The following is a 24,000-nucleotide window of genomic DNA, read 5'->3' as shown; positions in this document are numbered from 1 at the left end:
CTCGGGGAATGAGCGTGGTGCTGGTGGTGCGGATGGTGATGGTGGTGCGACCGGTGGGGCCGGTCACTTGATCCCCGTCGTGGCGATGCCCTTGATGAGGAACCGCTGGCCGAAGAGGAAGATCAGGAAGATCGGGATGAGCGAGACGACGCTCATCGCGAACAGTTCGCCGAAGTCGGTCGAGCTCTGCGCGTCCTGGAACGCGTTCAGGGCGAGCGGCACGGTGTAGAGGCTCGGCTTGGTCAGGAAGATCAGCTGGCTGAAGAAGTCGTTCCAGGTCCAGATGAACGTGAAGATCGTGGTGGTCGCGAGCGCGGGCACCATGAGCGGCAGGATGATCTGCAGGAAGATCCGCGGATGCCCCGCCCCGTCGATGCGTGCGGCCTCGTCGAGTTCGCGCGGGATGCCGCGGATGAACTGCACCATCAGGAAGATGAAGAACGCGTCGGTCGCGAGCAGCTTCGGCACGATCAGCGGCAGGAACGTGTTGACCCAGCCGAGCTGGGAGAACATGACGTACTGCGGCACGATGATCACGTGGATCGGGAGCATGATGCTCAGCAGCATGATCGCGAACCAGAACTTCTTGCCCGTGAACTCGAGCCGGGCGAACGCGTAGGCCGCGAGCGAGCACGAGACCAGGTTGCCGATGATCGAGCCGACGACGACGAGCCCCGAGTTCAGCAGGTACACGTTGAAGGGGTACGACAGGGCGTTCCATCCTTCGACGTAGTTCGAGATCTCGAAGCTGTCGAAGACGAGGCCGGCCTCGCGGAAGATCAGCTCGGTCGGGCGGAACGAGCTGACGACCATCCAGATCACCGGGTAGAGCATCAGCACGGCGGCCGCGATGAGGAACGCGTGGCGCAGGATGCTCGTCACCGGCTTGCGGAACGGATGCCGGCGGCGGCGCGCTTCGCGCACTCGCTCGGGCGGAAGTCCGGTCACGACCGATTCGGTCAGCGGCGCGAGGTCGGTCGAGGGGTCAGTCTTGGTCATCGTAGAACACCCAATACTTCGAGGCCCAGAAATTGATGGCGGTGAGCGCGGCGATGATCACCAGGAGCAGCCAGGCCATGGCCGAGGCGTACCCCATGTTGAGGTTCGCGAAGCCCTGCTGGTAGAGGTACAGCGTGTAGAACAGCGTCGAGTCGACGGGGCCGCCCGTTCCGCCGGAGACGACGAACGCCTGGGTGAACGACTGGAAGGCGCCGATGAGCTGCAGGATCAGGTTGAAGAAGATGATCGGTGTCAGCATCGGCAGCGTGATGTGCCGGAACTGCTGCATGCGGTTCGCGCCGTCGACCGAGGCCGCCTCGTAGTACATGACGGGGATCTGCCGCAGGCCGGCGAGGAAGATCACCATCGGGGCGCCGAAGGTCCAGACGTTCAGGATCATGAGGGTGCCGAGGGCGGTCTCGGGGTTGGAGATCCAGCCCTGGCCCTCGATGCCGAACCATCCGAGCGCGATGTTGATCAGCCCGTCGACGCCGAAGAGCTGGCGCCACAGGATGGCGATCGCGACGCTCGCACCGAGCAGCGACGGCAGGTAGAAGGCCGATCGGTACAGGGCGAGGCCGCGGAGGCCGCGGTCCAGCACGAGGGCCAGCACGAGGGCGAGACCCAGCTGCAGTGGAACCGAGACCAGCACGTACTGGAAGGTCACGACCAGGGCCTTGTGCAGCCGCTCGTCCTCGAGCATCCGGATGTAGTTCTCGACGCCGTTGAACCGGGGCGGGCTCAGCAGGTTGTACCTCGTGAACGAGAGCGCGAACGACGCGACCATCGGCCCGACGGTGATGAGCGCGAGGCCGACGAACCACGGGAGCAGGAAGAGGAAGGCCGCCTTGTTCTGCTTGCGCTGCTTGGGGGCGGCCGCGCCCTTCAAGCTGCGCAGCTCGCCGAGGGCGCTCATGCGCCGCCTCGCCGATGCAGCGGGCGGGCGGGCCCGCCGGGGGTTGTCATCTCTGGCACGGATGCTCCAGTCATCTTCGTTGATCACCGTCTGAGAAAGCGCTATCTCAGCGACTGGAGACGTTTCTACCCCATGTCCTCGGGCGTTCGCAACCGCTTTCCCGAAACTGATGCCGAGATCGAGACCGATTCCGAGAAAGGGGTTTCTCACACCCGCGGGAATGCGCGGAATCGTCGGGTGGGCCGCATATGCATAGATCGCCTATATAGTTGGGCTATGCAGTTCACGGATGCCTCCACCGATCCGCGGCTGACCGACCTCATCGGCCGGCTCGTCGCGGTCAACCACCGGCTTACGCGCCTGGCCGCCACTGCGACCGGCAGTGCGGAGTCTCCCGCCACCTGGCGCACGCTCAGCGTCCTGCGCGACCTCGGGGCGATGCGGCTGGGCGAGCTCGCACGGGTCAGCCGCGTCTCGCAGCCGACCATGACCAAGCTCGTACACGCGCTCGACGAGCGCGGCTGGGTGCGGCGCATCGCCGATGCCGGCGACGCCCGCGCCTGGCTGATCTCCGCCGATCCGCGCGGGCTCGCCGCCCTCGACGCGTGGCGCGAGGAGCTCTCCGCGGCGATGGCCCCCCACTTCGCCGACCTCGACGACGCCGAGCGCAGCGTGCTCGAAACGGCCGTCGCGATCCTCGGCGCCCGCATGGAGCGTGCCGACGTCGCTGCGCGCGAGGGGGCCGTCGCGTGAGCCGCGGCACGGCGCACGGGGCATCCGGATCGATTCTGAAGCAGCCGAAGGCGGTCTGGGCCGTCGCGTTCGCGAGCGTCATCTCGTTCATGGGCATCGGCCTGGTCGATCCGATCCTCCCGGCGATCGCCGAGAGCCTCGAGGCCACGCCCACCGAGGCCGAGATGCTGTTCACGGCGTACCTGGCCGTCACCGGACTCGCGATGTTCGTCACGAGCTTCGTCTCGAGCCGGATCGGTCCGAAGAAGACGCTGCTCATCGGCCTCGCGCTGATCATCGTGTTCGCCGCCGCCGCCGGCCTCTCGAACGACGTCGAGGCGATCATCGGCTTCCGCGCCGGCTGGGGCCTCGGCAACGCGTTCTTCATCTCGACGGCGCTCGCGACGATCGTCGGAGCGGCCTCGGGCGGCACCGGTGCGGCGATCGTGCTCTACGAGGCGGCGCTCGGCCTCGGCATCGCGATCGGCCCGCTCGTGGGCGCCGCGCTCGGCGACGTCAGCTGGCGCGGTCCGTTCTTCGGCACCGCGGCGCTCATGGCCTTCGCGTTCATCGCGATCACGGTGCTGCTGCGGAAGGACGACCCGGCCGAGTTCCGGCCGACGAAGCTGAGCGCCTCGGTCAGGGCGCTCGGCAACCCGACGCTGCTCGCGCTCGCCCTCGCGGCGCTCTTCTACAACATCGGTTTCTTCGTGATGCTGGCCTACTCGCCGTTCGTGCTGATGTTCGACGTCTGGGGACTCGGGCTCACCTTCTTCGGCTGGGGCGTGGGCCTTGCGATCACCTCGGTGTTCGTCGCGCCATGGCTGACCGCGCGCGTGCGCCGCTCACGCGTGCTCTGGGTCGCCCTGCCCCTGCTCGCGCTCGACCTCGCCGCGTGCGCGCTCTTCATCGACGACGTCGCGGTGCTGGTCGGGCTGATCATCGCGGGCGGGCTCGTGCTGGGCGTGCTCAACACGGTGCTCACCGAGTGCGTCATGGGCGCGACCGAGCTGCCGCGCGTCGTGGCATCCGGTGCGTACTCGGGCGTGCGCTTCCTCGGCGGCGCCATCGCGCCGCCCGCGGCGACCGAGCTGGCGAAGCTGCTCTCGCCTGCCGCGCCGTACTGGGCCGGCGCGGCGTCGGTGCTCGTCGCGGCGGTGATCGTCGTCTGCAGCGCGAAGGCGCTCGCCCGGGCCGACGCCGACGAGACCGAGACGGATGCCCCGGCCGAGGCCGAGGCGATCCTCATCGGCGACGCGGCCTGAGGAGGGCGCCCGGCGTCGCTCAGCGGGGCGCGCTCGTGGTGCTCGAACGCACGACGAGCCGGGTCGGCAGCGGGGCGCCGGAGTCGGGGAGCGGGTCCACCGCGTCGCCCTCGCCGAGCAGGCGCAGCAGCACCTCGACGGCGAGCGCGCCCTGCTCGGCCGGGTGCTGCTCGACGGTCGTGAGGCCGAAGAGGTCGGCGTACTCGTGCCCGTCGACGCCGATGACCGAGAGCTCGCCCGGGATCGAGATGCCGAGCCGGTCGGCGGCGCGCATGAGCCCGAAGGCGACCTCGTCGGAGGCCGCGAAGACGGCGGTCGGGCGGCGGCCGGGGTGTCCGAGCAGCTGCAGCCCCGACACGTAGCCGCCGGGCAGCGACATCTCGGCCTCGACGATGTGCGCCCGGCCGGCCGGGGTGAGGCCGGCCGCCGACATCGCCTCGAGGAACCCGCGGCGCCGCAGGCCCGGGACGCTGTGGCCGTGGGCGGCCGCGCCCAGCCCGGCGAGGTGCGCGATGCGCGTGTGGCCGAGGTGCAGCAGATGCTCGGTGGCGAGTTGGCCGATCGCCCGGTCGTCGATCGACAGCCGGGCCGCACCGGCGCCGCTGCCGCCGAGCAGCACGATCGGCTTCTCGCGGCGATCGAGCGATTCGACCTCGTGCGGAGCGAGGTCGATGCCGACGGCGAGGACGGCGTCGACCCGCTTGCGGGCGAGGAAGAAGTCGAACACCCGCCGCCGCTCGGGCCCCGGCTCGCCGAGGTGGTAGAGCGTGAGGTCGTAGCCGGCTGCCAGCAGGGCGGTCTCGACGCCCTCGAGCACCTCGCCGAAGAACCAGCGGTTCACGTACGGGATGACGACGCCGACGTTCATCGTGCGGCCGGTGACGAGGCTGGCGGCGTCGGGGGAGGCGATGTAGCCGATCTCGGCGGCGGCCTGCTCGACCCGGTGCCGAGTGGCCGGCGCGACGTGGCCCCGACCCGAGAGCGCGCGCGACGCCGTGGCCTTCGAGACCCCCGCGAGACGCGCGACATCGCTGATCGCGGCCATCGCGCCTCCCTCCATCGGGCGGTTCCCGCTGCCGAGCATAGCGCTCGCTCCCGAGCAGCGGTGGAACCGGTTCCACTCGTCAAGCGAGCCGTCGCGCCGGGCGTCATCTCCGATCGTGATCGCGCTCTCACCGTTTCGCCGGGCTCGGCGCGCATGGTTTCCGGATCGTGACCGTCGTCGCCTTGTGCGCGACGACGACTGTGTCCTAGCGTGGTCGCTGGAAACGGTTCCGGGGGATCGGGGCCCACCTGCATTCACACTCAACGAGGAGACGACATGAGACTCACACGGCATCGCCGGTGGATGGTGCCCGTCGTGGCGGCCGCCGCGGTCGGACTGGCCCTCACCGGTTGCACGGGCGACATCGCGGAGCAGGACGCCGCCGAGGTCGACTGCGCCGACTACGAGCAGTACGGCACGTTCGACGGCGCCGAGGTCACCGCGAGCGGCACCATCCTCGACCTCGAGGCCGACCGGCTCGTCGAGTCGTGGGCCGACTTCGAGACGTGCACCGGCATCTCGATCGACTACCAGGGCTCCAGCGAGTTCGAGGCACAGATCGCCGTGCTCGCCGAGGGCGGCAACGCGACCGACATCGGCTTCGTGCCGCAGCCCGGCCTCATGAACCGCCTCGCGGCGGGTGGCTGGCTCATCCCGGCTTCCGAGGCGGTCGAGGCGAACACCGACGAGTTCTGGTCCGAAGACTGGAAGAAGTACGGCACCTACGAGGACACGTTCTACGGCGCGCCGCTCATGGCGAGCATCAAGGGCTACGTCTGGTACTCGCCGGCCGAGTTCGAGGAGAACGGCTACGAGATCCCCGCCACGCTCGACGAGCTGAAGACCCTTTCCGAGCAGATCGCCGAAGACAAGGGTTCGCCCCCGTGGTGCGTCGGCCTCGAGTCGGGTGACGCCACCGGATGGCCCGCCACCGACTGGATCGAGGACTACATGCTGCGCATGCACGGCCCCGACGTCTACGACCAGTGGGTCACGCACGAGATTCCCTTCAACGACCCGCGGGTCGCTGAGGCGTTCGACGCGGTCGGCGAGTACCTGAAGAGCGAGGAGATGGTCAACGCCGGCATCGGCGACGTGTCGACGCTCGTGACCGAGGCCTTCCAGACGGCCGGCCTCCCGATCATCGACGGCGAGTGCTCGCTGCACCACCAGGCCTCGTTCTACGAGACCTTCTGGAACCCCGAGGGCGGCGACGAGGTCGAGGTCGCGTCCGACGGCGACGTGTTCGGCTTCCTGACCCCGCCGGCCAACGCCGACGACCCGCTGTCGGTCACGGGTGGTGGCGAGATCGTGGTCGCGTTCCGCGACGCCGAAGAGGTCGAGGCGGTCCGCGCCTACCTGTCGAGCGACACCTGGGCGAACAACCGGGTGAGCCTCGGCGGCGTCATCAGCGCGAACACGGGCGTCGACCCCGAGAACGCGTCGAGCGAGCTGCTGGTGCAGTCGATCGAGATCCTCCAGGACCCCGAGACGACGTTCCGCTTCGACGGTTCCGACCTGATGCCCGGTGCCGTCGGCGCCGACTCCTTCTGGAAGGGCATCGTGGCCTGGGTCACCGGCGAGGAGACCCAGCAGGTCCTCGACACCATCGAGGCCAGCTGGCCCGCGAGCTAGTCCGCGCGCCGGGTGGCGCTTGCGCGTCCGGCGCGGAATGATCGAGGGGCGGGGTGCGAACCCCGCCCCTCGGCTACCCAGCTTCGGCTGAATTCAACGGAGAATCGGGAGGCACGATGACGACGGAAGACCTGCTCGGCAAATTGCTGCAGGTGGTGATGGGGCTCGCGGTGTTCGCCGCGGTGGTCGGCCTCCTCATCTTCTTCATCGACAAGGCGCCGAAGCGCGGCCGCGACTACTGGCAGCTCGCGGGGTTCCTGGCTCCGGCGCTGATCTTCGTCACCATCGGCCTCATCTATCCCGCGATCCGCACGTCGCTGCTCGCCTTCCAGGACAGCAGCGGCGACTGGACCCTCGACAACTTCATCTGGACCTTCACGCAGCCGACGGCGATCCGCACCCTCATCAACACCGTCATCTGGGTGCTGTTCGTGCCGACGATCTCCACCATCATCGGCCTGGCCTACGCCGTGTTCATCGACAAGTCGCGCGGCGAGAAGTACTACAAGGTCATCCTGTTCATGCCGATCGCGATCTCGTTCGTGGGTGCCGGAATCATCTGGCGGTTCGTGTACGAGTACAAGTCGCCGGGCCGCGACCAGATCGGCCTGCTGAACGGCATCGTCGTCGCGTTCGGCGGTGAACCGGTGCAGTGGCTGCAGACCGATCCGCTGAACACGTTCCTGCTCATCATCGTGATGATCTGGATCCAGACGGGTTTCGCGATGGTCCTGCTGAGCGCGGCGATCAAGGGCGTGCCGACCGAGCAGCTCGAGGCGGCCGAGCTCGACGGCACGAACGCGTGGCAGCGGTTCATCAACGTCACCGTCCCGGGCATCCGGGGGTCGCTCGTCGTGGTGCTCACCACGATCTCGATCGCGACGCTGAAGGTCTTCGACATCGTGCGCACGATGACGGCGGGCAACTTCAACACCTCGGTCATCGCGAACGAGATGTACACGCAGGCGTTCCGGGCCAGCGAGGTCGGCCGTGGTTCGGCGCTCGCGCTGATCCTGTTCCTCCTGGTGCTGCCGATCGTGGTCTACAACGTCAACGTGCTTCGCAAGCAGAGGGAGATCCGATGAGCATCGCCCCCGCCGACCTTCCCGTCGGCAAAGACGTCGGCTCGCTCGAGCAGGCCGAGCAGGCCGAGTACGGCGGCACGAAGACCGCGCGGGTGAAGAAGCGCCTGACGTCGCGCACGGCGACCATCGTGTCGCTGATCATCGCGGTCGTCTGGACCATTCCCACCTTCGGCCTGCTCATCTCGTCGTTCCGGCCCGGCGAGCTCGTGCGCACGACCGGCTGGTGGACCATCTTCGAGAACCCCGGGTTCACGCTGGAGAACTACGGGGACGTGCTGCTGTCGACGTCGCAGTCGTCGCCGCAACTCGGCGCCTACATCGTCAACTCGATCGCGATCGCGCTGCTGGGCACGCTCATCCCGCTGGTCTTCGCCACGATGGCCGCCTACGCGTTCGCGTGGATCAAGTTCAAGGGCGCGACCACGCTCTTCGTCCTCGTGTTCGCGTTGCAGATCATCCCGCTGCAGATGGCGCTCGTGCCGCTGCTGCAGATCTTCTCGACCTGGCTGCGGCCGATGCAGGCCTGGCTGCACGACGTCGTGCCGATCATCCCCGAGCAGAACTACGCACCGGTCTGGCTCGCGCACGCCATGTTCGGGCTGCCGCTGGCGATCTTCCTGCTGCACAACTTCATCGCCGAGATCCCGGGCGACATCATCGAGGCCGCGCGCGTCGACGGCGCCACGCACGGGCAGATCTTCTTCCGCATCGTGCTGCCGCTGGCGACCCCGGCGATCGCGTCGTTCGCGATCTTCCAGTTCATCTGGGTGTGGAACGACCTGCTCGTCGCGCTCATCTTCTCGGGCGGCACGCAAGACGTCGCGCCGCTCACCCAACGATTGGCGGAGATGGTCGGCTCGAGAGGCCAGGAGTGGGAGCGCCTGACGGCCGGCGCCTTCATCTCGATGATCATCCCGCTCGCGGTGTTCTTCGGCCTGCAACGCTACTTCGTCCGAGGGCTCCTCGCGGGGGCGACCAAGGGCTGACCCAGGCGGGCAGGGGGAGCGGATGCCGCGGGCCCGGCCCGCGGCATCCGTCTGTCGTCTGCGTGCGCGCGCGTAGGGTGAAGCAGTGAGCATGCACCAGTCGCCGCCCGGCAGCCAGACCGGCAAGTTCGGCAAGCCGCGCACCCGCATCTCGAGCGCCGACGAGGCGTCGCAGCGCGCCGAGAACGCCGACGCGCCGCGCATCCCGCACCTGATGCGCCGCATCGGCGAGCTGTTCGCCCCGCACAAGGCCGCGCTCATCGTCACCGTCGTGCTCGTGCTCATCGGCGCGGCGCTGAGCGTCGTGCCGCCCCTGCTGACCCAGCGCGCGTTCGACGACGGGCTGTTCCCCGTGGGCGCCGACGGCGAGGCATCCCCGCCGAACCTGCCGGTGCTCGGCTGGCTCGTGCTCGCCATGATCATCGTGTTCGTCGTGTCGACGCTGCTCGGCGTCTGGCAGACCTGGCTGACCGCGACGGTGGGCAACCGGGTGATGGGCGCCCTGCGGGTGCGGCTGTTCACGCACCTCCAGCGCATGGAGCTCAGCTTCTTCACGCGCACGAAGACCGGCGTGATCCAGTCGCGGCTGCAGAACGACGTGGGCGGCGTGGCATCCGTGCTGACGAATACGGTGTCGAGCGTGCTCGGCAACACCGTCACCGTGATCTCGGCGTTCGTCGCGATGCTGCTGCTGAACTGGCAGCTGACGATCATCGCGCTCGTGCTGCTGCCGGTGATGGTGTTCGCGCAGCGCCGCGTCGGCCTCGTGCGGGCGAAGGTCGCCGCGAAGACGCAGGAGTCGCTGTCGGAGATGACGGCGATCACGCAGGAGACGCTGAGCGTCTCGGGCATCCTGCTGTCGAAGAGCTTCACGAGGCAGCAGAGCGAGATCGACCGCTACGCCGACGAGAACGCGAACCAGATCCGGCTGCAGGTGAAGCAGCAGATGACCGGGCAGTGGTTCTTCGCGATGGTCGGCATCTTCATGTCGTCGGTCCCGGCGATCGTCTACCTGGTGGCCGGCTGGCTCATCGCGGGCGGCGCGGATGTCACCGCCGGAACCATCGTCGCCTTCACGACCGTGCAGGCGCGGCTGCTGTTCCCGCTGATGGGGCTCATGCGGGTGGCGCTCGATCTGCAGACCTCGAGCGCGCTGTTCGCGCGCATCTTCGAGTACCTCGACCTGCGGCCGGCGATCGTGGATGCGCCCGACGCGCGCGAGGTGCCGGCCGACGCCGCACTGGGGCGCGTCGAGTTCGAGCACGTGTCGTTCGCGTATCCGGATGCCCCGGCCGGTGCCCGACCCACCCTCGACGACGTCTCGTTCACGATCGAGCCGGGAGAGTACGCCGCGTTCGTGGGCCCCTCCGGCGCTGGCAAGACGACGGTCTCGTACCTCGTGCCGCGGCTGTACGAGGCATCCGGGGGGTCGGTGCGCTTCGCGGGCGTCGACGTGCGCGAGCTCCGCCAGGAGTCGCTCGTCTCGCAGATCGGCATCGTCAGCCAGGAGACCTACCTGTTCCACGCCACGATCGCCGAGAACCTCCGATACGCCAAGCCGGATGCCTCGGACGCCGAGCTCGAGGCCGCCGCTCGCGCGGCGAACATCCACGAGACGATCGCCTCGTTCCCCGACGGCTACGACACGGTCGTCGGCGAGCGCGGCTATCGGCTCTCTGGCGGCGAGAAGCAGCGCATCGCGATAGCCCGCGTGCTGCTGAAGGACCCGCCCGTGCTCGTGCTCGACGAGGCGACGAGCGCGCTCGACACGATCTCGGAGCGCGTCGTGCAGGAAGCGCTCGACGACGCGGCCCGCGGCCGTACGACGATCGCCATCGCGCACCGGCTCTCGACCGTGGTCGCGGCCGACGTCATCTTCGTGATCGTCGAGGGCCGCGTGGTCGAGCGCGGCACGCACGCCGAGCTCATCGCGGCAGGCGGCGTCTACGAGGCGCTGTACCGGCAGCAGCTGGCGCAGGCGCCGGCTTCGGTGCCGGCGTCGGTGCCGGGGTCGGTGCCGGAGGCGTCGGCCGGGGTCGCGGAGGCGGCTTCGGTGGCGGAGTAGCGCCGAACCGGTCGGCCGGGCGCGCGACGCGGTACCCTCCTCGCATGGTCACCGAATCGCCCGAGGCCTACCTGCGGAACGCTCCCGAGATCGGGAGGCCGTGGCTCACCGAGTTCTGGTCGTACGTCGACGAGCGCGCGCCGCGGCTCTCGCCCATCATGTTCCGCCAGGTGCCGATGTACCGGTTCTTCGACAGCTACCAGAAGGGGTACGTGATGTTCACGGCCGCGAAGGACCACTTCGCGACGCACGCGATCGACTTCGACCTCATCGCGCAGGCGCAGGCCGACATCCCCGGCGCGAAGGGCGGCAAGGGCAACGTTGCGGTGAAGTACTCGAACGTCGACGCGAAGCCGGCGCTCAAGGTGCTCATCGACACCGTGCTCGAGCGGCACGGGTTCCTCGGCCCGTAGCGCGCTGATTTCCGCGGGGTGGGGGAGGACGTCCACGCGCGCGGTCTTCTTGTCGACTTGTAGCGGGTCGATTTGTCGATCTGTCGACTTGTAGCGGGTCGATTTGTCGACAGGTAGACCGTGGCGTGGAGTGGCCCCCGGGCGCGGTGAGTTGGGTGGTTGCCGGAGGAGCCCGATCGAGGTTCACTCGCGCTCGGCGAGCATGCGCTCCATCAGCTCGATCTCGGAGGACTGGCTCGCGACGATCGCCCGGGCGAGGTTCAACACGACGCCGGAGTCGGCCCGGTCGAGCGCCGCCTCGGCCATCTCGACGGCCCCGCGGTGGTGGGCGATCATCAGCTCGAGGAAGCGTTCCTCGGCCTCGACGCCCGTCGACGCCTCGAGCTGCGCGACCTGCTCGGGGGTCGCGAGGCCCGGCATCGGCGAACCCGGTTCGTGCGCCGTCGCGGCGCCCGCGGCGGCCGACCCCGAGGCATCCGAATGCCCATCGTGGCCCGACCCGTCGGACCCACCGCGCGCGGGCCGCGTCATCCACGTCATCGACGGTTCCGAGCCGGCCTGCGAGAGACCCCACTGCTCGAGCCATCCGTACATCTGGCCGGCCTGCTGGGCCTGGCTGGTGGCGATGTCGTACGAGAGGTGCGCGATGTCGTCGGCCTCCGAGCGGTCGCGGATCAGCATCGCCAGCTCGACGCCCTGCAGGTGGTGCACCTGCATGTCGCGCGCGAACCCCGCGTCGGCGCTGCGGTCGGCGGGCGTCGGGTCGGAGAGCGTCGAGAGCCGCCCGAACGAGAAGGCGACGATCGCGACGACGACGAGCGCGATGCCCGCCGCGACGAGCGCGGCGAGCCGCGCCGGCCGCCGACGGCTCGGCTCGGCGTCGCTCACGCCTTGCCGGGCGCGTCCACGCCGCCCGTGCACAGCGCGCCGGGCTCGGGTACGAGGTCGCTCTTCCAGTACTCCTCGAGGAACTCGCCGACGCGCGCGTCGTCCGCCTCGTCGACCTGGAGCTGCACGTTCCAGCCGCTCAACACGATCGGGGAGGGGAGCCCATCGAACGGCGAGAGCACGACGTACGTCGACGGGAGCGCGGCCTTCAGGGTCTCGAGCTCCGAGGCCGGCAGCGACGGGTCGTACGTGACCCAGATCGCGCCGTGCTCCAGCGAGTGCACGGCGTTCTCGTTCGGCACGGGCTCGGTGTACACGCCGCAGTTGAGCCACACCTGGTTGTGCTCGCCGCCGGCGGGAGGCGTCTGGGGGTAGTCGACGGCGCCCGGCACGTGGGCCGACGCGTTGTCGAACGTCTCGACGCCCTCGATCTGCGCACCCGAGCCGCCGGCGGTGTAGTTCGCGGGCTTCGGCGCGAGCACGAACGCCGCGACGACGAGGCCGACCACGACCACGGCCGCGAGGATGCCGCCGCCGATGGCGAGCTTGCGGTTGCGCTTGCGGCGCGCCTCCTGGCGCTTGTACTCGGCGAGCTTGCGTTCCCGCTCGGCGGCTCGCTGCTGCTTGGCGGTCGGTCGGGAGGAGCCGGTCGAGGGGCTGGCGCTCACGGGAGGGGCCTTCCGGTCGGGGGATGCGGCGGACACGTCGCAGTCTCAGGCTACGCGGCGGTCCCGAACCATTCGAGTGCATGCAGCTGTGAGCCACCTGCGCCGGGGGGCCGTGCCGATCCCGACGATAGGCTCGGCCTGTCGAAGGGGGACGACATGGTCGACGAGATCGAGGCACGCAAGCACGGAGCCGGAGCCGGAGCCGGAGCCGGAGCCGGAGCCGGAGCCGGAGCCGGAGCCGGAACGGGAGCCGGAACGGGACCGGTCGACCTGGCCGGTCGCGGCAGCGGCATGAACGCCAAGGTCATCGCGCTGGCGGCGGCCGGAGCGGTCGGCGGGTTCCTGTTCGGATTCGACTCCTCGGTCGTCAACGGCGCGGTCGACGCGATCCAGGCGCAGTTCGACCTCTCGGCGACGCTGACGGGCATCGCGGTGGCGAGTGCCCTGCTCGGCTGCGCCGCGGGCGCCGAACTCGCGGGCCGCCTCGCCGACCGGTACGGGCGCATCCCGGTGATGATGATCGGCGCGATCCTCTTCCTCGTGTCGGCGATCGGCTCGGGCTACGCGTTCGCCGTCTGGGACCTCATCCTCTGGCGCCTCGTCGGCGGCCTCGGCATCGGCATCGCATCCGTCGTCTCGCCGGCGTACATCGCCGAGATCTCGCCGCGCCGGGCTCGCGGGCGACTGGCGTCGCTGCAGCAGCTCGCGATCGTGTTCGGCATCTTCGCCGCGCTCCTCTCGGACGCGATCTTCGCGAACCTCGCGGGCGGGGCATCCGAACCGCTGTGGTGGGGACTCGAGACGTGGCGGTGGATGTTCCTCGCGGGCGTCGTGCCGGCGGTCGTCTACGGCGTGATCGCGTTGCTGCTGCCCGAGTCGCCGAGATACCTCATGACGGTCGACAAGGAGGACGAGGCCAGGCGCATCCTCGCCGAGATCCAGCCGACCGAGGTCGACCGTGCGATCTCCGAGATCCGCGCCTCGATGCACGCCGACGAGCAGGCCGCCAAGGCGAAGGGCGCACTGCGCGGCCCCGTGCTGGGGCTCAAGGGCATCGTCTGGATCGGCATCCTGCTGTCGGTGTTCCAGCAGTTCGTCGGCATCAACGTGATCTTCTACTACTCGACGACGCTGTGGAAGGCGGTCGGGTTCGACGAGTCGGACTCGCTGACGATCAGCGTGATCACGTCGGTCACGAACATCCTCGTCACGTTCGTCGCGATCGCGCTCGTCGACCGGGTCGGTCGCCGGCCGCTGCTGCTCGTCGGTTCGGCGGGCATGACGGTGAGCCTCGCGACGATGGCGCTCGCGTTCGCGAATTCGGTCGAGGTCGACGGCGAGGTGTCGCTGCCGGGCGGCTGGGGGCCCGTCGCCCTCGTCGCCGCGAACCTGTTCGTCGTGTTCTTCGGCTTCTCGTGGGGGCCGCTCGTGTGGGTGCTGCTCGGCGAGATCTTCCCGAACCGCATCCGCGGGCGGGCCCTCGGCCTGGCGGCGGCCGCGCAGTGGATCGCGAACTTCATCGTGACGGTCACGTTCCCGGCGCTCAGCGACTTCTCGCTGCTGTTCACCTACGGCATGTACGCCGCGTTCGCGGCGCTCTCGTTCGCGTTCGTCTTCGCGAAGGTGCCCGAGACGAACGGCATGTCGCTCGAGGAATCCGAGACGCTGTTCCCCGCGAAGGGCTCAGCCAGGAGATCCGCGAAGCGGCCATCGCCCTGAGCGCGCCGCCTTGTATGGTGGTCTCCGTGAGCTCTTCACTGCTGTGTTGTCGTCGCTAGGCAGGCGACCCCTTCCGAAACGCCGCGCGCAGCATCCGCTCGCTGTTCGGCGCTCTCCACCAGAGCCGGTGACTGACAGGAACGAACACACAGCATGAACATGAACTACGCCGAATCCATCGTCGACCTCGTGGGCGACACCCCGCTCGTCAAGCTCGGCCGGGTCACGCAGGGCGTGACGGATGCCACGGTCCTCGTGAAGCTCGAGTACCTGAACCCGGGCGGGTCCTCGAAGGACCGCATCGCCGCGCGCATCATCGATGCCGCCGAGGCCAGCGGCGACCTGAAGCCGGGCGGCACGATCGTCGAGCCGACCTCGGGCAACACCGGCGTCGGGCTCGCGCTCGTCGCCCAGCAGCGCGGCTACCGCTGCGTCTTCGTGCTGCCCGACAAGGTCGGCGAAGACAAGATCAACGTGCTGACGGCCTACGGCGCCGAGGTCGTGGTCACGCCGACCGCGGTCGCGCCCGACAGCCCCGAGTCGTACTACGGCGTCTCCGACCGTCTCGTGCGCGAGATCCCCGGCGCGTTCAAGCCGAACCAGTACGCGAACCCCAACGGCCCTCGCTCGCACTACGAGACGACCGGTCCCGAGATCTGGCGCGACACCGACGGGCGGGTGACGCACTTCGTCGCCGGCGTCGGCACGGGCGGCACCATCACCGGTACCGGCCGCTACCTGCGAGAGGCCTCGGGCGACCGCGTGCGCATCATCGGCGCCGACCCCGAGGGGTCGGTGTACTCGGGCGGCACCGGCCGGCCGTACTTCGTCGAGGGTGTGGGCGAGGATTTCTGGCCCGGGGCGTACGACCCCGCCGTGCCGCACGAGATCATCGCCGTGACCGACGCGCAGTCGTTCGCGATGACGCGTCGCCTGGCTCGGGAAGAGGGCATCCTCGTCGGCGGTTCGTCCGGCATGGCCGTCGTCGCCGCGCTCGAGGCCGCCGCCCGTCCCGAGGTCACCGCCGACGACGTCTTCGTCGTGCTGCTGCCCGACGGCGGTCGCGGCTACCTCGGCAAGATCTTCAACGACAAGTGGATGCGGGCCTACGGCTTCGGCAACGCCCCCGAGGGCCACACGATCGCCGACGTCCTCGCGTCCAAGGCCGACCGCACGGCGCCGCTCGTGTACGCGTACCCCGGCGACACCATCCGGGAGGCGATCGACCGGATGACCGGCACCGGCGTCTCGCAGCTGGTCGTCATCTCGGCCGAGCCGCCCGTCGTGCTCGGCGAGGTGCGCGGATCCCTGCGCGAACAGGAGCTGCTCGACCTGGTCTTCACGGGCGAGGCGAAGCTCACCGACAAGGTGGAGACGGTGGTCGGCGACCCGCTGCCCCTCATCGGCGTGAACGAGCCCGTCGTGACCGCGCGCCAGGCGTTCGGCTCGGCGCCGGCGCTGCTCGTCACCGATGGCGGCAAGGCGCTCGGCGTCATCACGCGCAGCGACCTGCTCGCCTACCTCTCCCACTGACCCGCAACCGACCGTCCCGACCCGCGAAAGCAACGATCCCATGCACGACGACGCACGCTTCGACACCCGCGCGATCCACGCGGGCCAGGCCTTCGACCCGACGACGGGCGCGGTCATCCCACCGATCTACCAGACCTCGACCTACGTGCAGGACGGCATCGGCGGGCTCCGGAGCGGCTACGAGTACTCGCGCGGCGGCAACCCCACGCGCACGGCCCTCGAGTCGCAGCTCGGGGCGCTCGAGGGCGGCGTCCGCGGCCTCTCGTTCGCGTCCGGCCTGGCTGCCGAGGACGCCTTCCTGCGAACGGTGCTCGCGCCGGGCGACCACGTCGTGATCGGCGACGACGTCTACGGCGGCACGCACCGGCTCGTCCGCCGCGTGCTCGGGGCCTGGGGCATCCGCCATTCGACGGTCGACACGAGCGACCTCGACGCGGTGCGCGCGGCGATCGAGCCGGCGACCAGGGTGCTCTGGGTCGAGACGCCGTCGAATCCGCTCATGAAGATCTCCGACGTCGCGGCGCTCGCCGCGCTCGGCCGCGAGCGCGGCGTGCTGACCGTCGTCGACAACACGTTCGCGAGCCCAGCGCTGCAGCAGCCGATCGCGCTCGGCGCCGACGTCGTCGCGCACTCCACCACGAAGTACCTGGGCGGCCACTCCGACGTGGTCGGCGGCGCGCTGGTGTTCGCCGCCGGGCAGGAGGAGCTGGCCGAGCGCGTCGGGTTCACGCAGTTCGCGGCCGGCGCCGTCTCGGGGCCGTTCGACGCGTTCCTCACGACCCGCGGCATCAAGACGCTCGGCGTGCGCATGGAGCGGCACAGCCGGAACGCCCTCGCGATCGCGCAGCGGCTCGAATCGCACGACGGCATCGCCCGGGTGTTCTACCCGGGCCTGCCGTCGCATCCGGGGCACGAGCTCGCGGCGCGCCAGATGTCGGGCTTCGGCGGCATGCTCTCGATCGAGCTCGCCGGCGGCGGCGAGGCGGCGCGCCGGTTCGCCGAGTCGACGGAGCTGTTCCAGCTCGCCGAGTCGCTCGGCGGCGTCGAGTCGCTCGTGAACCACCCGTGGTCGATGACCCACGCGTCGGTGCGCGGCACCGAGGCCGAGGTGCCCGAGTCGATCGTGCGGCTGTCGGTCGGCATCGAGGATGTCGACGACCTGCTCGCCGATATCGACGGCGCGCTCGCGCGCCTGTAGCACGCGCGGCATCGGTGGCAGGAATTCGATGAAGCGTGTCCTGCCTGCCAGCGACACGGCGCGTTCGGATGCTCCAAACTGAGCAGGTGACCACGAGAACGGATGCCACGGGCCCGGCGATCGCCGCCGACCCGGCCTATGACCACCCACCGGCGGGCCGCGGCAGTCTCGGCCTCGGGCAGGGCACCGCGCTGTACATCGCCAGCGTCCTCGGCACCGGCATCCTCGTGCTCCCCGGCCTCGCCGCCGCGGCCGCCGGACCCGCCTCGATCGTCGCCGTGGCGGCCGTGCTGGTCCTGTCGATCCCGCTCGCGGGAACCTTCGCAGCCCTCGCATCGCGCTACCCCGACGCGGGAGGCGTCGCGAGCTACGTCCGCCGCACGCTCGGCGACACGGCCGCGCGCATGACCGGGTACTGGTTCTTCTTCGGCGTCTGCGTCGGCGCGCCCGTGCTCGCCGTGCTCGGCGGCGAGTACGTGGTGGCCGTGCTCGGCGTCGACCGCTCGGCCGTGCCGATCATCGCCCTGGCCGTCTTCATCCCGCCGTTCGTGGCGAACTGGTTCGGCGTGCGCGTCGCCGGGTGGGCGCAGTTCGCGCTGACCGGGCTGCTGATCGCCACGGTGGTCGGCGTGGTCGGCGTGACCTTCCCGGCCGTCGAGGCCTCGAACTTCCAGCCGTTCCTCCCGCACGGGTGGGCGGGTGTGGGCACGGCCATCAGCCTCTTCGTGTGGGCGTTCGCCGGGTGGGAGGTCGGCACCCACATCGCGGGCGAGTTCCGCAACCCGCGACGCATCATCCCGCTCGCCACCGGCATCGCGATCGTCGTCGTCGGCGCCGGCTACCTCGGGCTCCAGGTCGTGACGGTGGGCGTGCTCGGCGAGGAGGCCGGCACGGGGGTCGTGCCGCTGCTCGACCTCGTCGACTCCACCGCGCCCGGCATCGGGTCGACGCTCGTCGCGATCGTGACCGCCATCGTCTGCCTCGGCGTGATGAACGCGTACCTGCCCGCCTTCGCCAAGCTGGGTGCGGCCCTCGGTCGCGACGGCGACCTGCCCCGCTTCTTCGCGAAGGGCGCGGCCGCCGGCGAGGTGCCGCGCCGAGCGCTGCTGCTCACCGCCGGCCTCGTCGCCGTGTACTTCGCGCTCATGCTCGCGAACGGGTTGGACCTGACGGCCTTCATCCTCGTCCACACGTCGAACATGGTCGCGATCTACGCGGCCGGCATGGTCGCCGCCACCCTGCTCCTGCGGCGCTGGTCGTTCGGCTGGTGGCTCGCCGTCGTCGCCACCGTGATGACCGTGGGGTTGCTCGTGCTGGCCTGGTCGAACCTGCTGGTGCCGCTGCTGCTCGCGGCCGCCGCCGTCGTCGTGACCGTGGTGCGGCGCATCCGCGCTCGCCGAACCGCCTCGATCCCCGCCCCTGAGGAGCCCACCGCATGACCCAGTACCGCGCCGCCTTCGACGCCGACATCGCGTTCGTGAACGGGGGAGGGCTGCGGGCCGACGGCTTCCGCCTCGACCTGCCCTCGGCCGACGTGACCGAGACCCAGGTCGCCGAACTGCTCGTGCGTCACCTCGGGCTCGCGCTCGTGGCATCCGTCGCCCTGACGAACCTGCAGGTCGTCGAGGAGGCGCACAAGGGATCGCGGGGCGTCGCCGACGCGGTCGGCGAGCCCGGCGAGCGAGCGGATGCCCCGGCCCGCGGCGAGCTCGTCGACCTCAGCCACCCGATCCGCGAGGGGCTCGTGACCTACCCGGGCATCCCCGCGCCGACGATCACGCCGCACCTCACGCGCGAGGCCTCGCGGGCGAACTACGCGCCCGGCACGGAGTTCCGCATGGACGTCATCCACCTCGCCGGCAACACCGGCACGTACCTCGACAGCCCGTTCCACCGGTACGAGGGCGGCGGCGACCTCGCCTCGCTGCCGCTCGAGACCCTCGTGGGGCTGCGGGCCGAGGTCTTCCACCTCGCCGACGCGACCGAGCGCGGCATCCCCGCCGAGGTGTTCTTCGAACGCGACCTGCGCGGCGCCGCGGTACTGCTGGACACCGGCTGGGTGAGCCGGTTCGGCACGCCCGCGTACGCGACCGGCGCGCCGTTCCTCACCGGCGCGGGCGCGCAGTACCTCGCCGACGTCGGCGTCGCGCTCGTCGGCATCGACTCGCTCAACATCGACGACACCGAGTCGGGCGGCGAGCGGCCGGCGCACTCGATCCTGCTCGACGCGGGCATCCACGTCGTCGAGCACCTCGCCGCGCTCGAGCGCGTGCCCGCGCGCGGCGCCCGGTTCACGGCCGTGCCACCGCGCATCGAGGGCTTCGGAACGTTCCCCGTGCGCGCCTTCGCCGAGCTCCCTGCGGTGCCGACGGATTCCTGAATCCTCGTGCGGCGCGGTGGCGCCGGTCGCCCGGGTGCGTGAGGATGGAGCAATGACCGCGCCCGAGTACGCCCTTCGTGACGGCAACCGGATCCCCGCCCTCGGGCTCGGCACCTACGGGCTCGACGACGAGCCGGGGGTCGAGGCGATCCTCACCGCGATCGACGACGGCTACCGCCTCATCGACACGGCCTACAACTACGGCAACGAGGCGGCGGTCGGCGAGGCGATCGCGCGCACGACGGTCGACCGCAGCGACCTCGTCATCACGACGAAGCTGCCCGGCCGGCACCACGGGTCGCAGGCGACGCTCACGAGCTTCGAGGAGTCGCGCCGCCGGCTCGGGCTCGAGTGGGTCGACCTCTACCTCATCCACTGGCCGAACCCCAGCGCCGACAAGTACGTCGACACGTGGCGCGCGATGATCACGCTGCGCGAGAAGGGCCTCGTGCGCTCCATCGGCGTCTCGAACTTCACCCAGCCCATGCTCGAGCGGCTCGAGCGCGAGACGGGCCTGCTCCCGGTCGTCAACCAGGTCGAGCTCCACCCCTACTTCCCGCAGGCGCAGCTGCGCGCCTTCCACGACGAGCACGGCATCCGCACCGAGAGCTGGAGCCCGCTGGCCAAGCGCAGCGAGCTGCTGCAGGAGCCGGTCATCACCGAGCTCGCGGCTCGGTACGGCGTGACGCCCGCGCAGGTCGTGCTGCGGTGGCACGTCGAGCTCGAGGCGATCCCCATCCCGAAGTCGGCCGACCCCGTGCGGCGCCGGGCCAACCTCGACGTGTTCGGGTTCGCGCTGCAGCCCGAAGAGGTCGAGGCCATCGCGGCGCTCGAACGCGGCCGGCTCTGGGGCGGCGACCCCGACACGCACGAGGAGATGTGACCGCGAGGCACGTCGTAGGCTCGATCGGGTGACCGAAGCACCCTCGACGCCGCCCGCATCGCCCGAAGCCGCTCCCGCGCGTCGGCCGGGCGTGCTGTCGGCGCCGTACCGGTGGCTCAGCCTCGGCATGTTCGCCCTCATCGTGCTCGCCGCGTTCGAGGCGCTCGCCGTCACCACCGTCATGCCGCTCGTCGCCGACGACCTCGACGGCTGGGCGCTCTACGCGGTCGCGTTCTCGATGCCGCTCGCCTCGGGCGTCGTCGGCATGGTCATCGCGGGCAACTGGGTCGACCGCTCGGGGCCCATGCCGGCCCTGCTCGCCTCGGCGGTCGTCTGGCTCGTGGGCGTGCTCATCGCGGGCACCGCGACCAGCATGGAGCTGCTCGTCGTCGGCAGATTCGTGCATGGCCTCGGCGGCGCCGCGGTGATCGTGCCGCTCTACGTCGTCGTCGCGCGCGTCTACCCCGAGTACCTCACGGCCAAGGTGTTCGCGGGATTCGCGGCCGCCTGGGTCATCCCGTCGATCGTTGGGCCCGCGCTCGCCGGCGTCATCGCCGAGGCGACGAGCTGGCACTGGGTATTCCTCGGCGTGCTCGTGCTGATCCTGCCGGTGGCCGCGATGATCCTGCCGCCGCTCGCCAAGGAGCGCGAGCGGCTGCGGGGCGACCCCGCCGTGCCGTGGAGCATCGGCCGGATCGCGTGGTCGGTCGTCACCGCGTTCGCGGCCCTCGTCCTCGGTCTCGCGAAGGAACTGCCCGACCCGTGGCGCGGCATCGTCGCGGTGGCGTCGATCGCGGTGATCGTGATCGCCGTCCGCCCGCTCGTGCCGCGCGGCACGCTGCTGGTGCGCCGCGGCATGCCCGCGACGATCATGCTGCGCGCGATCGTGGGCGGCGCCTTCTTCGCGACCGAGGTCTACCTGCCGGCCATGTTCCGCGAGGAGTACGGCATGCCGCCGGCGCTCGCGGGCGCCGTGCTGACCGGTGCGGGCCTCAGCTGGGCCGCGGCGTCGTGGCTCCAGGGCCGGCTCGTCGATCGGGTCTCGAACACCGCCGCGGTTCGCATCGGCACGGGCCTGCTGCTGGTCGCGCTCGCGGTCATCCTCGCGGGCGCGGCGATGCGGTGGCACCCGGCGGTCGCCTTCGCCGCGTGGACCGTCGCGGGCGCCGGCATGGGGTTCATGTACCCGCGCTTCTCGGTCGCGGTGCTGTCGCAGTCGCCGCAGCCCGAACAGGGGTTCAACTCGGCGGCGCTGACGATCGGCGAGTCGCTCGGATCAGTCGTCGCGATCACGGCGACGGCGCTCGTCGCGACCATCGCCGCCTCGTCGGGCTACACGGTCGAGTTCGTCGTGACCGTCGTCATCGCGGTGCTGGCGGTGCTGCTGGCCCCTCGGGTGCGGCCGGCCGCGGTGCGCTGAGGCTGCGGCCCGCGAGGAACTCGATCATCTCGACCGCCGGCGCCTCGAGCACCGGCCCGTGGCCGAACTCCCAATCGGCGTCGGTCGCGCGCAGCGCGTGGCCGCGGGTGACCGCCCGGATCTCGGTCGGCGCCTTGGCGGCCAGGTAGAGGGCGACGGCTCCGCCGGTGCGTTCGGCGAGGGGCGGTCGAACGGATGCCTCTCGCGCCAGCGCGAGGAGGTCGAGGACCCCGCGGGCCAGCAGGCGCACGGGCACCTTGCGTCGCGCACGGCTGTCGGCGCCGAGTGCGCGCAGGCTCGCGGCGAGCGCGTCGGCGGCATCGGATGCCCCGTCGCCGAGCCCGGCCGAGATCGCCTCGCCCTGCGCGAGCACCTCGTCGAGCTCGGCCCGCCAGTCGGAGTGCACGTCGGACTCGTCGCGCCGCTCCTTCCAGCTGAGCGGCAGGTTCCTCATGTAGTCGGACACCGCCCCATTGTCACCCCGCAGCCGGGATCCGTGGCATCCGGAGCGGAAAGACGGCCCGTTCGCCCATGTGACCGTCACATGTGTGACCGTCACATGCCGTTCGCGGACTTCGGGCATACTGGTGCACGTCGCATGTGACCGTGCACATGCCGTGACGTGAACGAGGTCGCCGTGACAGCAGAGTCGCAGCGGGGCCGGCCCCCCAGCATCCGCGACGTGGCGCGCCTCGCCGGCGTCTCGCACCAGACGGTGTCGCGCGTGCTGAACCACCATCCGAGCATCCGGCCCGAGACCAAGCAGCGCGTGCTCGACGTCATGGCCGAGCTGCAGTACACGCCCAACCGCGCCGCGCGGGCGCTCGTCACGCACCGGTCGCGCACGCTCGGCATCCTGTCGGCGTCGAGCACGAGCACCCAGTACGGCCCGGCCTCGAGCATCGCGGCGATCGAGGGTGCCGCGCGGGCCGCCGGGTACTGGGTGAGCACGGCGAACATCGAGGCCTCCGACCCCGCGTCGATCGCCGACGGGTTGGCCCACCTCGCCGCGCAGGGCATCGAGGGGCTCGTCGTGATCGCGCCGCAGGTGCGCGTGTTCGACACGCTCGCCCAGCTGTCGATCGACGTGCCCTACGTGACGCTGCAGTCGACCGGGCGCGACCCCGACCATGCGCTCTCGGTCGACCAGATCGCCGGCGCGCGACTCGCCACGCGGCACCTGATCGAGCTCGGGCACCGCAACATCTACCACCTCACCGGCCCACAGGACTGGATCGAGGCCGAGGCTCGCATGCGCGGGTTCCTCGAGGAGATGAGCGCGCAGGACGTGCCGACGACCGCGCCGATCCTCGGCGACTGGACGGCGGACTTCGGCTTCCACGTGGGCCGGGAGCTGCTCAGGGTGCGCGACTTCACGGCGATCTTCGCCTCGAACGACCAGATGGCGCTCGGGCTCATGCACGCGATCCACGACGCCGGCCTCGACGTGCCCCGCGACGTGTCCATCATCGGCTTCGACGACATCCCCGAGGCGGCGCACTTCTGGCCGCCGCTCACGACGGTGCGCCAGGACTTCGCCGAGCTCGGCCGGCGCTGCGTGTCGCTGCTGATCGGCGATGCGGATGCCCCGTCCGAGGCGGCGGCCTCGGCGGGCGGCCCGGGCGGTGCCGGCGACGCCGGCACCGCGCCGGGGGAGCCTTCGGCCCCGGCCGGGCCGAAGACGATCGTGCCGGAGCTCGTCGTGCGCGCGTCGACCGGGCGGCCGGCATTCTGACCGCGTTCCGAGCGGCGTTACCGTTCCGTGATTCGGCCGAGTTGACAGTTCGATCGGCCCTGGGGTTACTATGGGCACCGCCATGTGAACGGTCACATCGGGTGTCACACGAAAGCGTCGAACGCTTCGGCACGCACCCGGGCCCGTTCCGGCGCCGAGTCCAGCACCGCCCCTGACGAAGGAGTCCACGTGTTCGCCGCCCCCGTCGCGCACAGCCGCCGCCCCGGCGGCTCGATCGCGGTCGCGATCTCGGAGGCGGCGCGATGAGCTCGTTCGGACCCCAGGTCGAGGTCGCGATCGCCCGCGTGCGCGCCGACGTCGCGCGACTGCACGCCGAGCTGACTCGGTACGGCCTGGTGGTGTGGACGGGCGGCAATGTCTCGGGCCGCGTTCCGGGTGCCGACCTGTTCGTGATCAAGCCGTCGGGCGTCTCGT

Annotated in this window: 22 protein-coding genes; 16 read left to right on the top strand and 6 right to left on the bottom strand. The window is 70.5% G+C overall.

Annotated elements, in window-relative coordinates:
• Nucleotides 1-63: 63 nt before the first annotated feature.
• On the bottom strand, nt 64-999 hold the full coding sequence (locus GE115_RS17595; protein ID WP_153686062.1) for a carbohydrate ABC transporter permease: 936 nt from the start codon (nt 997-999) through the stop codon (nt 64-66).
• On the bottom strand, nt 986-1,915 hold the full coding sequence (locus GE115_RS17590; protein ID WP_153686061.1) for a carbohydrate ABC transporter permease: 930 nt from the start codon (nt 1,913-1,915) through the stop codon (nt 986-988). The genes GE115_RS17595 and GE115_RS17590 overlap by 14 nt, the downstream gene beginning before the upstream one ends.
• Before the next feature lie 276 nt (nt 1,916-2,191).
• On the opposite strand from GE115_RS17590, the gene GE115_RS17585 reads away from it, so the two are divergent.
• The gene (locus GE115_RS17585) at nt 2,192-2,668 is read left to right on the top strand and encodes a MarR family winged helix-turn-helix transcriptional regulator (RefSeq protein WP_153686060.1); all 477 of its coding nucleotides are present in this window, start codon (nt 2,192-2,194) and stop codon (nt 2,666-2,668) included.
• Entirely contained in the window at nt 2,665-3,912 is a 1,248-nt protein-coding gene (locus GE115_RS17580) for an MFS transporter (RefSeq protein ID WP_312855352.1), read from the top strand. Before GE115_RS17585 ends, GE115_RS17580 begins: the two co-directional genes overlap by 4 nt.
• Before the next feature lie 19 nt (nt 3,913-3,931).
• Here GE115_RS17580 and GE115_RS17575 read toward each other — a convergent pair whose 3' ends face one another.
• Nucleotides 3,932-4,957 carry a LacI family DNA-binding transcriptional regulator gene (locus tag GE115_RS17575; RefSeq protein ID WP_153686059.1) on the bottom strand — a complete coding sequence of 342 codons (1,026 nt, stop codon included), beginning with the start codon at nt 4,955-4,957 and terminating at the stop codon, nt 3,932-3,934.
• 276 nt (nt 4,958-5,233) lie between these two features.
• Between GE115_RS17575 and GE115_RS17570 the strand changes: the two genes are divergently transcribed.
• The 5 genes from GE115_RS17570 to GE115_RS17550 all read left to right on the top strand — a co-directional run bounded on the left by GE115_RS17570 (nt 5,234) and on the right by GE115_RS17550 (nt 11,141).
• Nucleotides 5,234-6,592, top strand: coding sequence for an ABC transporter substrate-binding protein (locus GE115_RS17570; RefSeq protein WP_153686058.1), 1,359 nt, complete (start codon nt 5,234-5,236; stop codon nt 6,590-6,592).
• A gap of 116 nt (nt 6,593-6,708) precedes the next feature.
• Nucleotides 6,709-7,677, top strand: coding sequence for a carbohydrate ABC transporter permease (locus GE115_RS17565; RefSeq protein WP_153686057.1), 969 nt, complete (start codon nt 6,709-6,711; stop codon nt 7,675-7,677).
• Entirely contained in the window at nt 7,674-8,663 is a 990-nt protein-coding gene (locus tag GE115_RS17560) for a carbohydrate ABC transporter permease (protein ID WP_153686056.1), read from the top strand. Before GE115_RS17565 ends, GE115_RS17560 begins: the two co-directional genes overlap by 4 nt.
• Nucleotides 8,664-8,754: 91 nt before the next feature.
• A complete protein-coding gene (locus tag GE115_RS17555; protein ID WP_172980003.1) occupies nt 8,755-10,728 on the top strand; it encodes an ABC transporter ATP-binding protein in 1,974 nt (657 codons plus the stop codon).
• 44 nt (nt 10,729-10,772) lie between these two features.
• The gene (locus GE115_RS17550; protein ID WP_153686055.1) at nt 10,773-11,141 is read left to right on the top strand and encodes a hypothetical protein; all 369 of its coding nucleotides are present in this window, start codon (nt 10,773-10,775) and stop codon (nt 11,139-11,141) included.
• A 183-nt stretch (nt 11,142-11,324) separates the two neighbouring features.
• Here the strand turns inward: GE115_RS17550 and GE115_RS19175 are convergent, their stop codons facing one another.
• Complete coding sequence (locus GE115_RS19175; protein WP_312855351.1) at nt 11,325-12,029, bottom strand: DUF305 domain-containing protein; 705 nt, start codon at nt 12,027-12,029, stop codon at nt 11,325-11,327.
• Nucleotides 12,026-12,697: a thioredoxin-like domain-containing protein gene (locus tag GE115_RS17540; RefSeq protein WP_312855350.1), complete on the bottom strand. Its 672-nt coding sequence runs from the start codon at nt 12,695-12,697 to the stop codon at nt 12,026-12,028. Before GE115_RS17540 ends, GE115_RS19175 begins: the two co-directional genes overlap by 4 nt.
• Nucleotides 12,698-12,988: 291 nt before the next feature.
• On the opposite strand from GE115_RS17540, the gene GE115_RS17530 reads away from it, so the two are divergent.
• From GE115_RS17530 to GE115_RS17500, 7 genes are all read left to right on the top strand, one after another.
• Nucleotides 12,989-14,416, top strand: a complete 1,428-nt coding sequence (locus GE115_RS17530; RefSeq protein ID WP_153686053.1) for a sugar porter family MFS transporter — start codon at nt 12,989-12,991, stop codon at nt 14,414-14,416.
• 159 nt (nt 14,417-14,575) lie between these two features.
• Nucleotides 14,576-15,949: a cystathionine beta-synthase gene (locus tag GE115_RS17525; RefSeq protein WP_153686097.1), complete on the top strand. Its 1,374-nt coding sequence runs from the start codon at nt 14,576-14,578 to the stop codon at nt 15,947-15,949.
• 40 nt (nt 15,950-15,989) lie between these two features.
• A complete protein-coding gene (locus GE115_RS17520) occupies nt 15,990-17,147 on the top strand; it encodes a cystathionine gamma-synthase (protein ID WP_153686052.1) in 1,158 nt (385 codons plus the stop codon).
• Between the two features lie 86 nt (nt 17,148-17,233).
• On the top strand, nt 17,234-18,586 hold the full coding sequence (locus GE115_RS17515; protein WP_312855349.1) for an APC family permease: 1,353 nt from the start codon (nt 17,234-17,236) through the stop codon (nt 18,584-18,586).
• The gene (locus GE115_RS17510; protein ID WP_153686050.1) at nt 18,583-19,527 is read left to right on the top strand and encodes a cyclase family protein; all 945 of its coding nucleotides are present in this window, start codon (nt 18,583-18,585) and stop codon (nt 19,525-19,527) included. Before GE115_RS17515 ends, GE115_RS17510 begins: the two co-directional genes overlap by 4 nt.
• Before the next feature lie 52 nt (nt 19,528-19,579).
• Nucleotides 19,580-20,410, top strand: a complete 831-nt coding sequence (locus tag GE115_RS17505) for an aldo/keto reductase (RefSeq protein ID WP_153686049.1) — start codon at nt 19,580-19,582, stop codon at nt 20,408-20,410.
• A 28-nt stretch (nt 20,411-20,438) separates the two neighbouring features.
• On the top strand, nt 20,439-21,830 hold the full coding sequence (locus GE115_RS17500; RefSeq protein ID WP_312855348.1) for an MFS transporter: 1,392 nt from the start codon (nt 20,439-20,441) through the stop codon (nt 21,828-21,830).
• Here the strand turns inward: GE115_RS17500 and GE115_RS17495 are convergent.
• A complete protein-coding gene (locus GE115_RS17495; RefSeq protein ID WP_153686048.1) occupies nt 21,772-22,296 on the bottom strand; it encodes a hypothetical protein in 525 nt (174 codons plus the stop codon). The two genes, GE115_RS17500 and GE115_RS17495, sit on opposite strands and share 59 nt — an antisense overlap.
• A gap of 171 nt (nt 22,297-22,467) precedes the next feature.
• Here GE115_RS17495 and GE115_RS17490 point away from each other — a divergent pair, with 171 nt between their 5' ends.
• Nucleotides 22,468-23,565 carry a LacI family DNA-binding transcriptional regulator gene (locus GE115_RS17490; RefSeq protein WP_312855347.1) on the top strand — a complete coding sequence of 366 codons (1,098 nt, stop codon included), beginning with the start codon at nt 22,468-22,470 and terminating at the stop codon, nt 23,563-23,565.
• Nucleotides 23,566-23,828: 263 nt separating this feature from the next.
• Nucleotides 23,829-24,000 (top strand): class II aldolase/adducin family protein (locus GE115_RS17485; RefSeq protein ID WP_172979999.1); only part of this gene is annotated, 172 nt, incomplete at its 3' end.

Source organism: Agromyces agglutinans (genome assembly GCF_009647605.1).
GTDB lineage: Bacteria > Actinomycetota > Actinomycetes > Actinomycetales > Microbacteriaceae > Agromyces > Agromyces agglutinans.
This window is presented reverse-complemented; position numbering and strand designations above follow the sequence as displayed.

Coding starts and splice junctions, on each gene's coding strand:
- GE115_RS17595 (WP_153686062.1), bottom strand. CDS start 999: ATGACCAAGACTGACCCCTCGACCGACCTCGCGCCGCTGACCGAATCG.
- GE115_RS17555 (WP_172980003.1), top strand. CDS start 8,755: ATGCACCAGTCGCCGCCCGGCAGCCAGACCGGCAAGTTCGGCAAGCCG.
- GE115_RS17570 (WP_153686058.1), top strand. CDS start 5,234: ATGAGACTCACACGGCATCGCCGGTGGATGGTGCCCGTCGTGGCGGCC.
- GE115_RS17590 (WP_153686061.1), bottom strand. CDS start 1,915: ATGAGCGCCCTCGGCGAGCTGCGCAGCTTGAAGGGCGCGGCCGCCCCC.
- GE115_RS17505 (WP_153686049.1), top strand. CDS start 19,580: ATGACCGCGCCCGAGTACGCCCTTCGTGACGGCAACCGGATCCCCGCC.
- GE115_RS17510 (WP_153686050.1), top strand. CDS start 18,583: ATGACCCAGTACCGCGCCGCCTTCGACGCCGACATCGCGTTCGTGAAC.
- GE115_RS17585 (WP_153686060.1), top strand. CDS start 2,192: ATGCAGTTCACGGATGCCTCCACCGATCCGCGGCTGACCGACCTCATC.
- GE115_RS17575 (WP_153686059.1), bottom strand. CDS start 4,957: ATGGCCGCGATCAGCGATGTCGCGCGTCTCGCGGGGGTCTCGAAGGCC.
- GE115_RS17565 (WP_153686057.1), top strand. CDS start 6,709: ATGACGACGGAAGACCTGCTCGGCAAATTGCTGCAGGTGGTGATGGGG.
- GE115_RS17560 (WP_153686056.1), top strand. CDS start 7,674: ATGAGCATCGCCCCCGCCGACCTTCCCGTCGGCAAAGACGTCGGCTCG.
- GE115_RS17520 (WP_153686052.1), top strand. CDS start 15,990: ATGCACGACGACGCACGCTTCGACACCCGCGCGATCCACGCGGGCCAG.
- GE115_RS17525 (WP_153686097.1), top strand. CDS start 14,576: ATGAACTACGCCGAATCCATCGTCGACCTCGTGGGCGACACCCCGCTC.
- GE115_RS17550 (WP_153686055.1), top strand. CDS start 10,773: ATGGTCACCGAATCGCCCGAGGCCTACCTGCGGAACGCTCCCGAGATC.
- GE115_RS17530 (WP_153686053.1), top strand. CDS start 12,989: ATGAACGCCAAGGTCATCGCGCTGGCGGCGGCCGGAGCGGTCGGCGGG.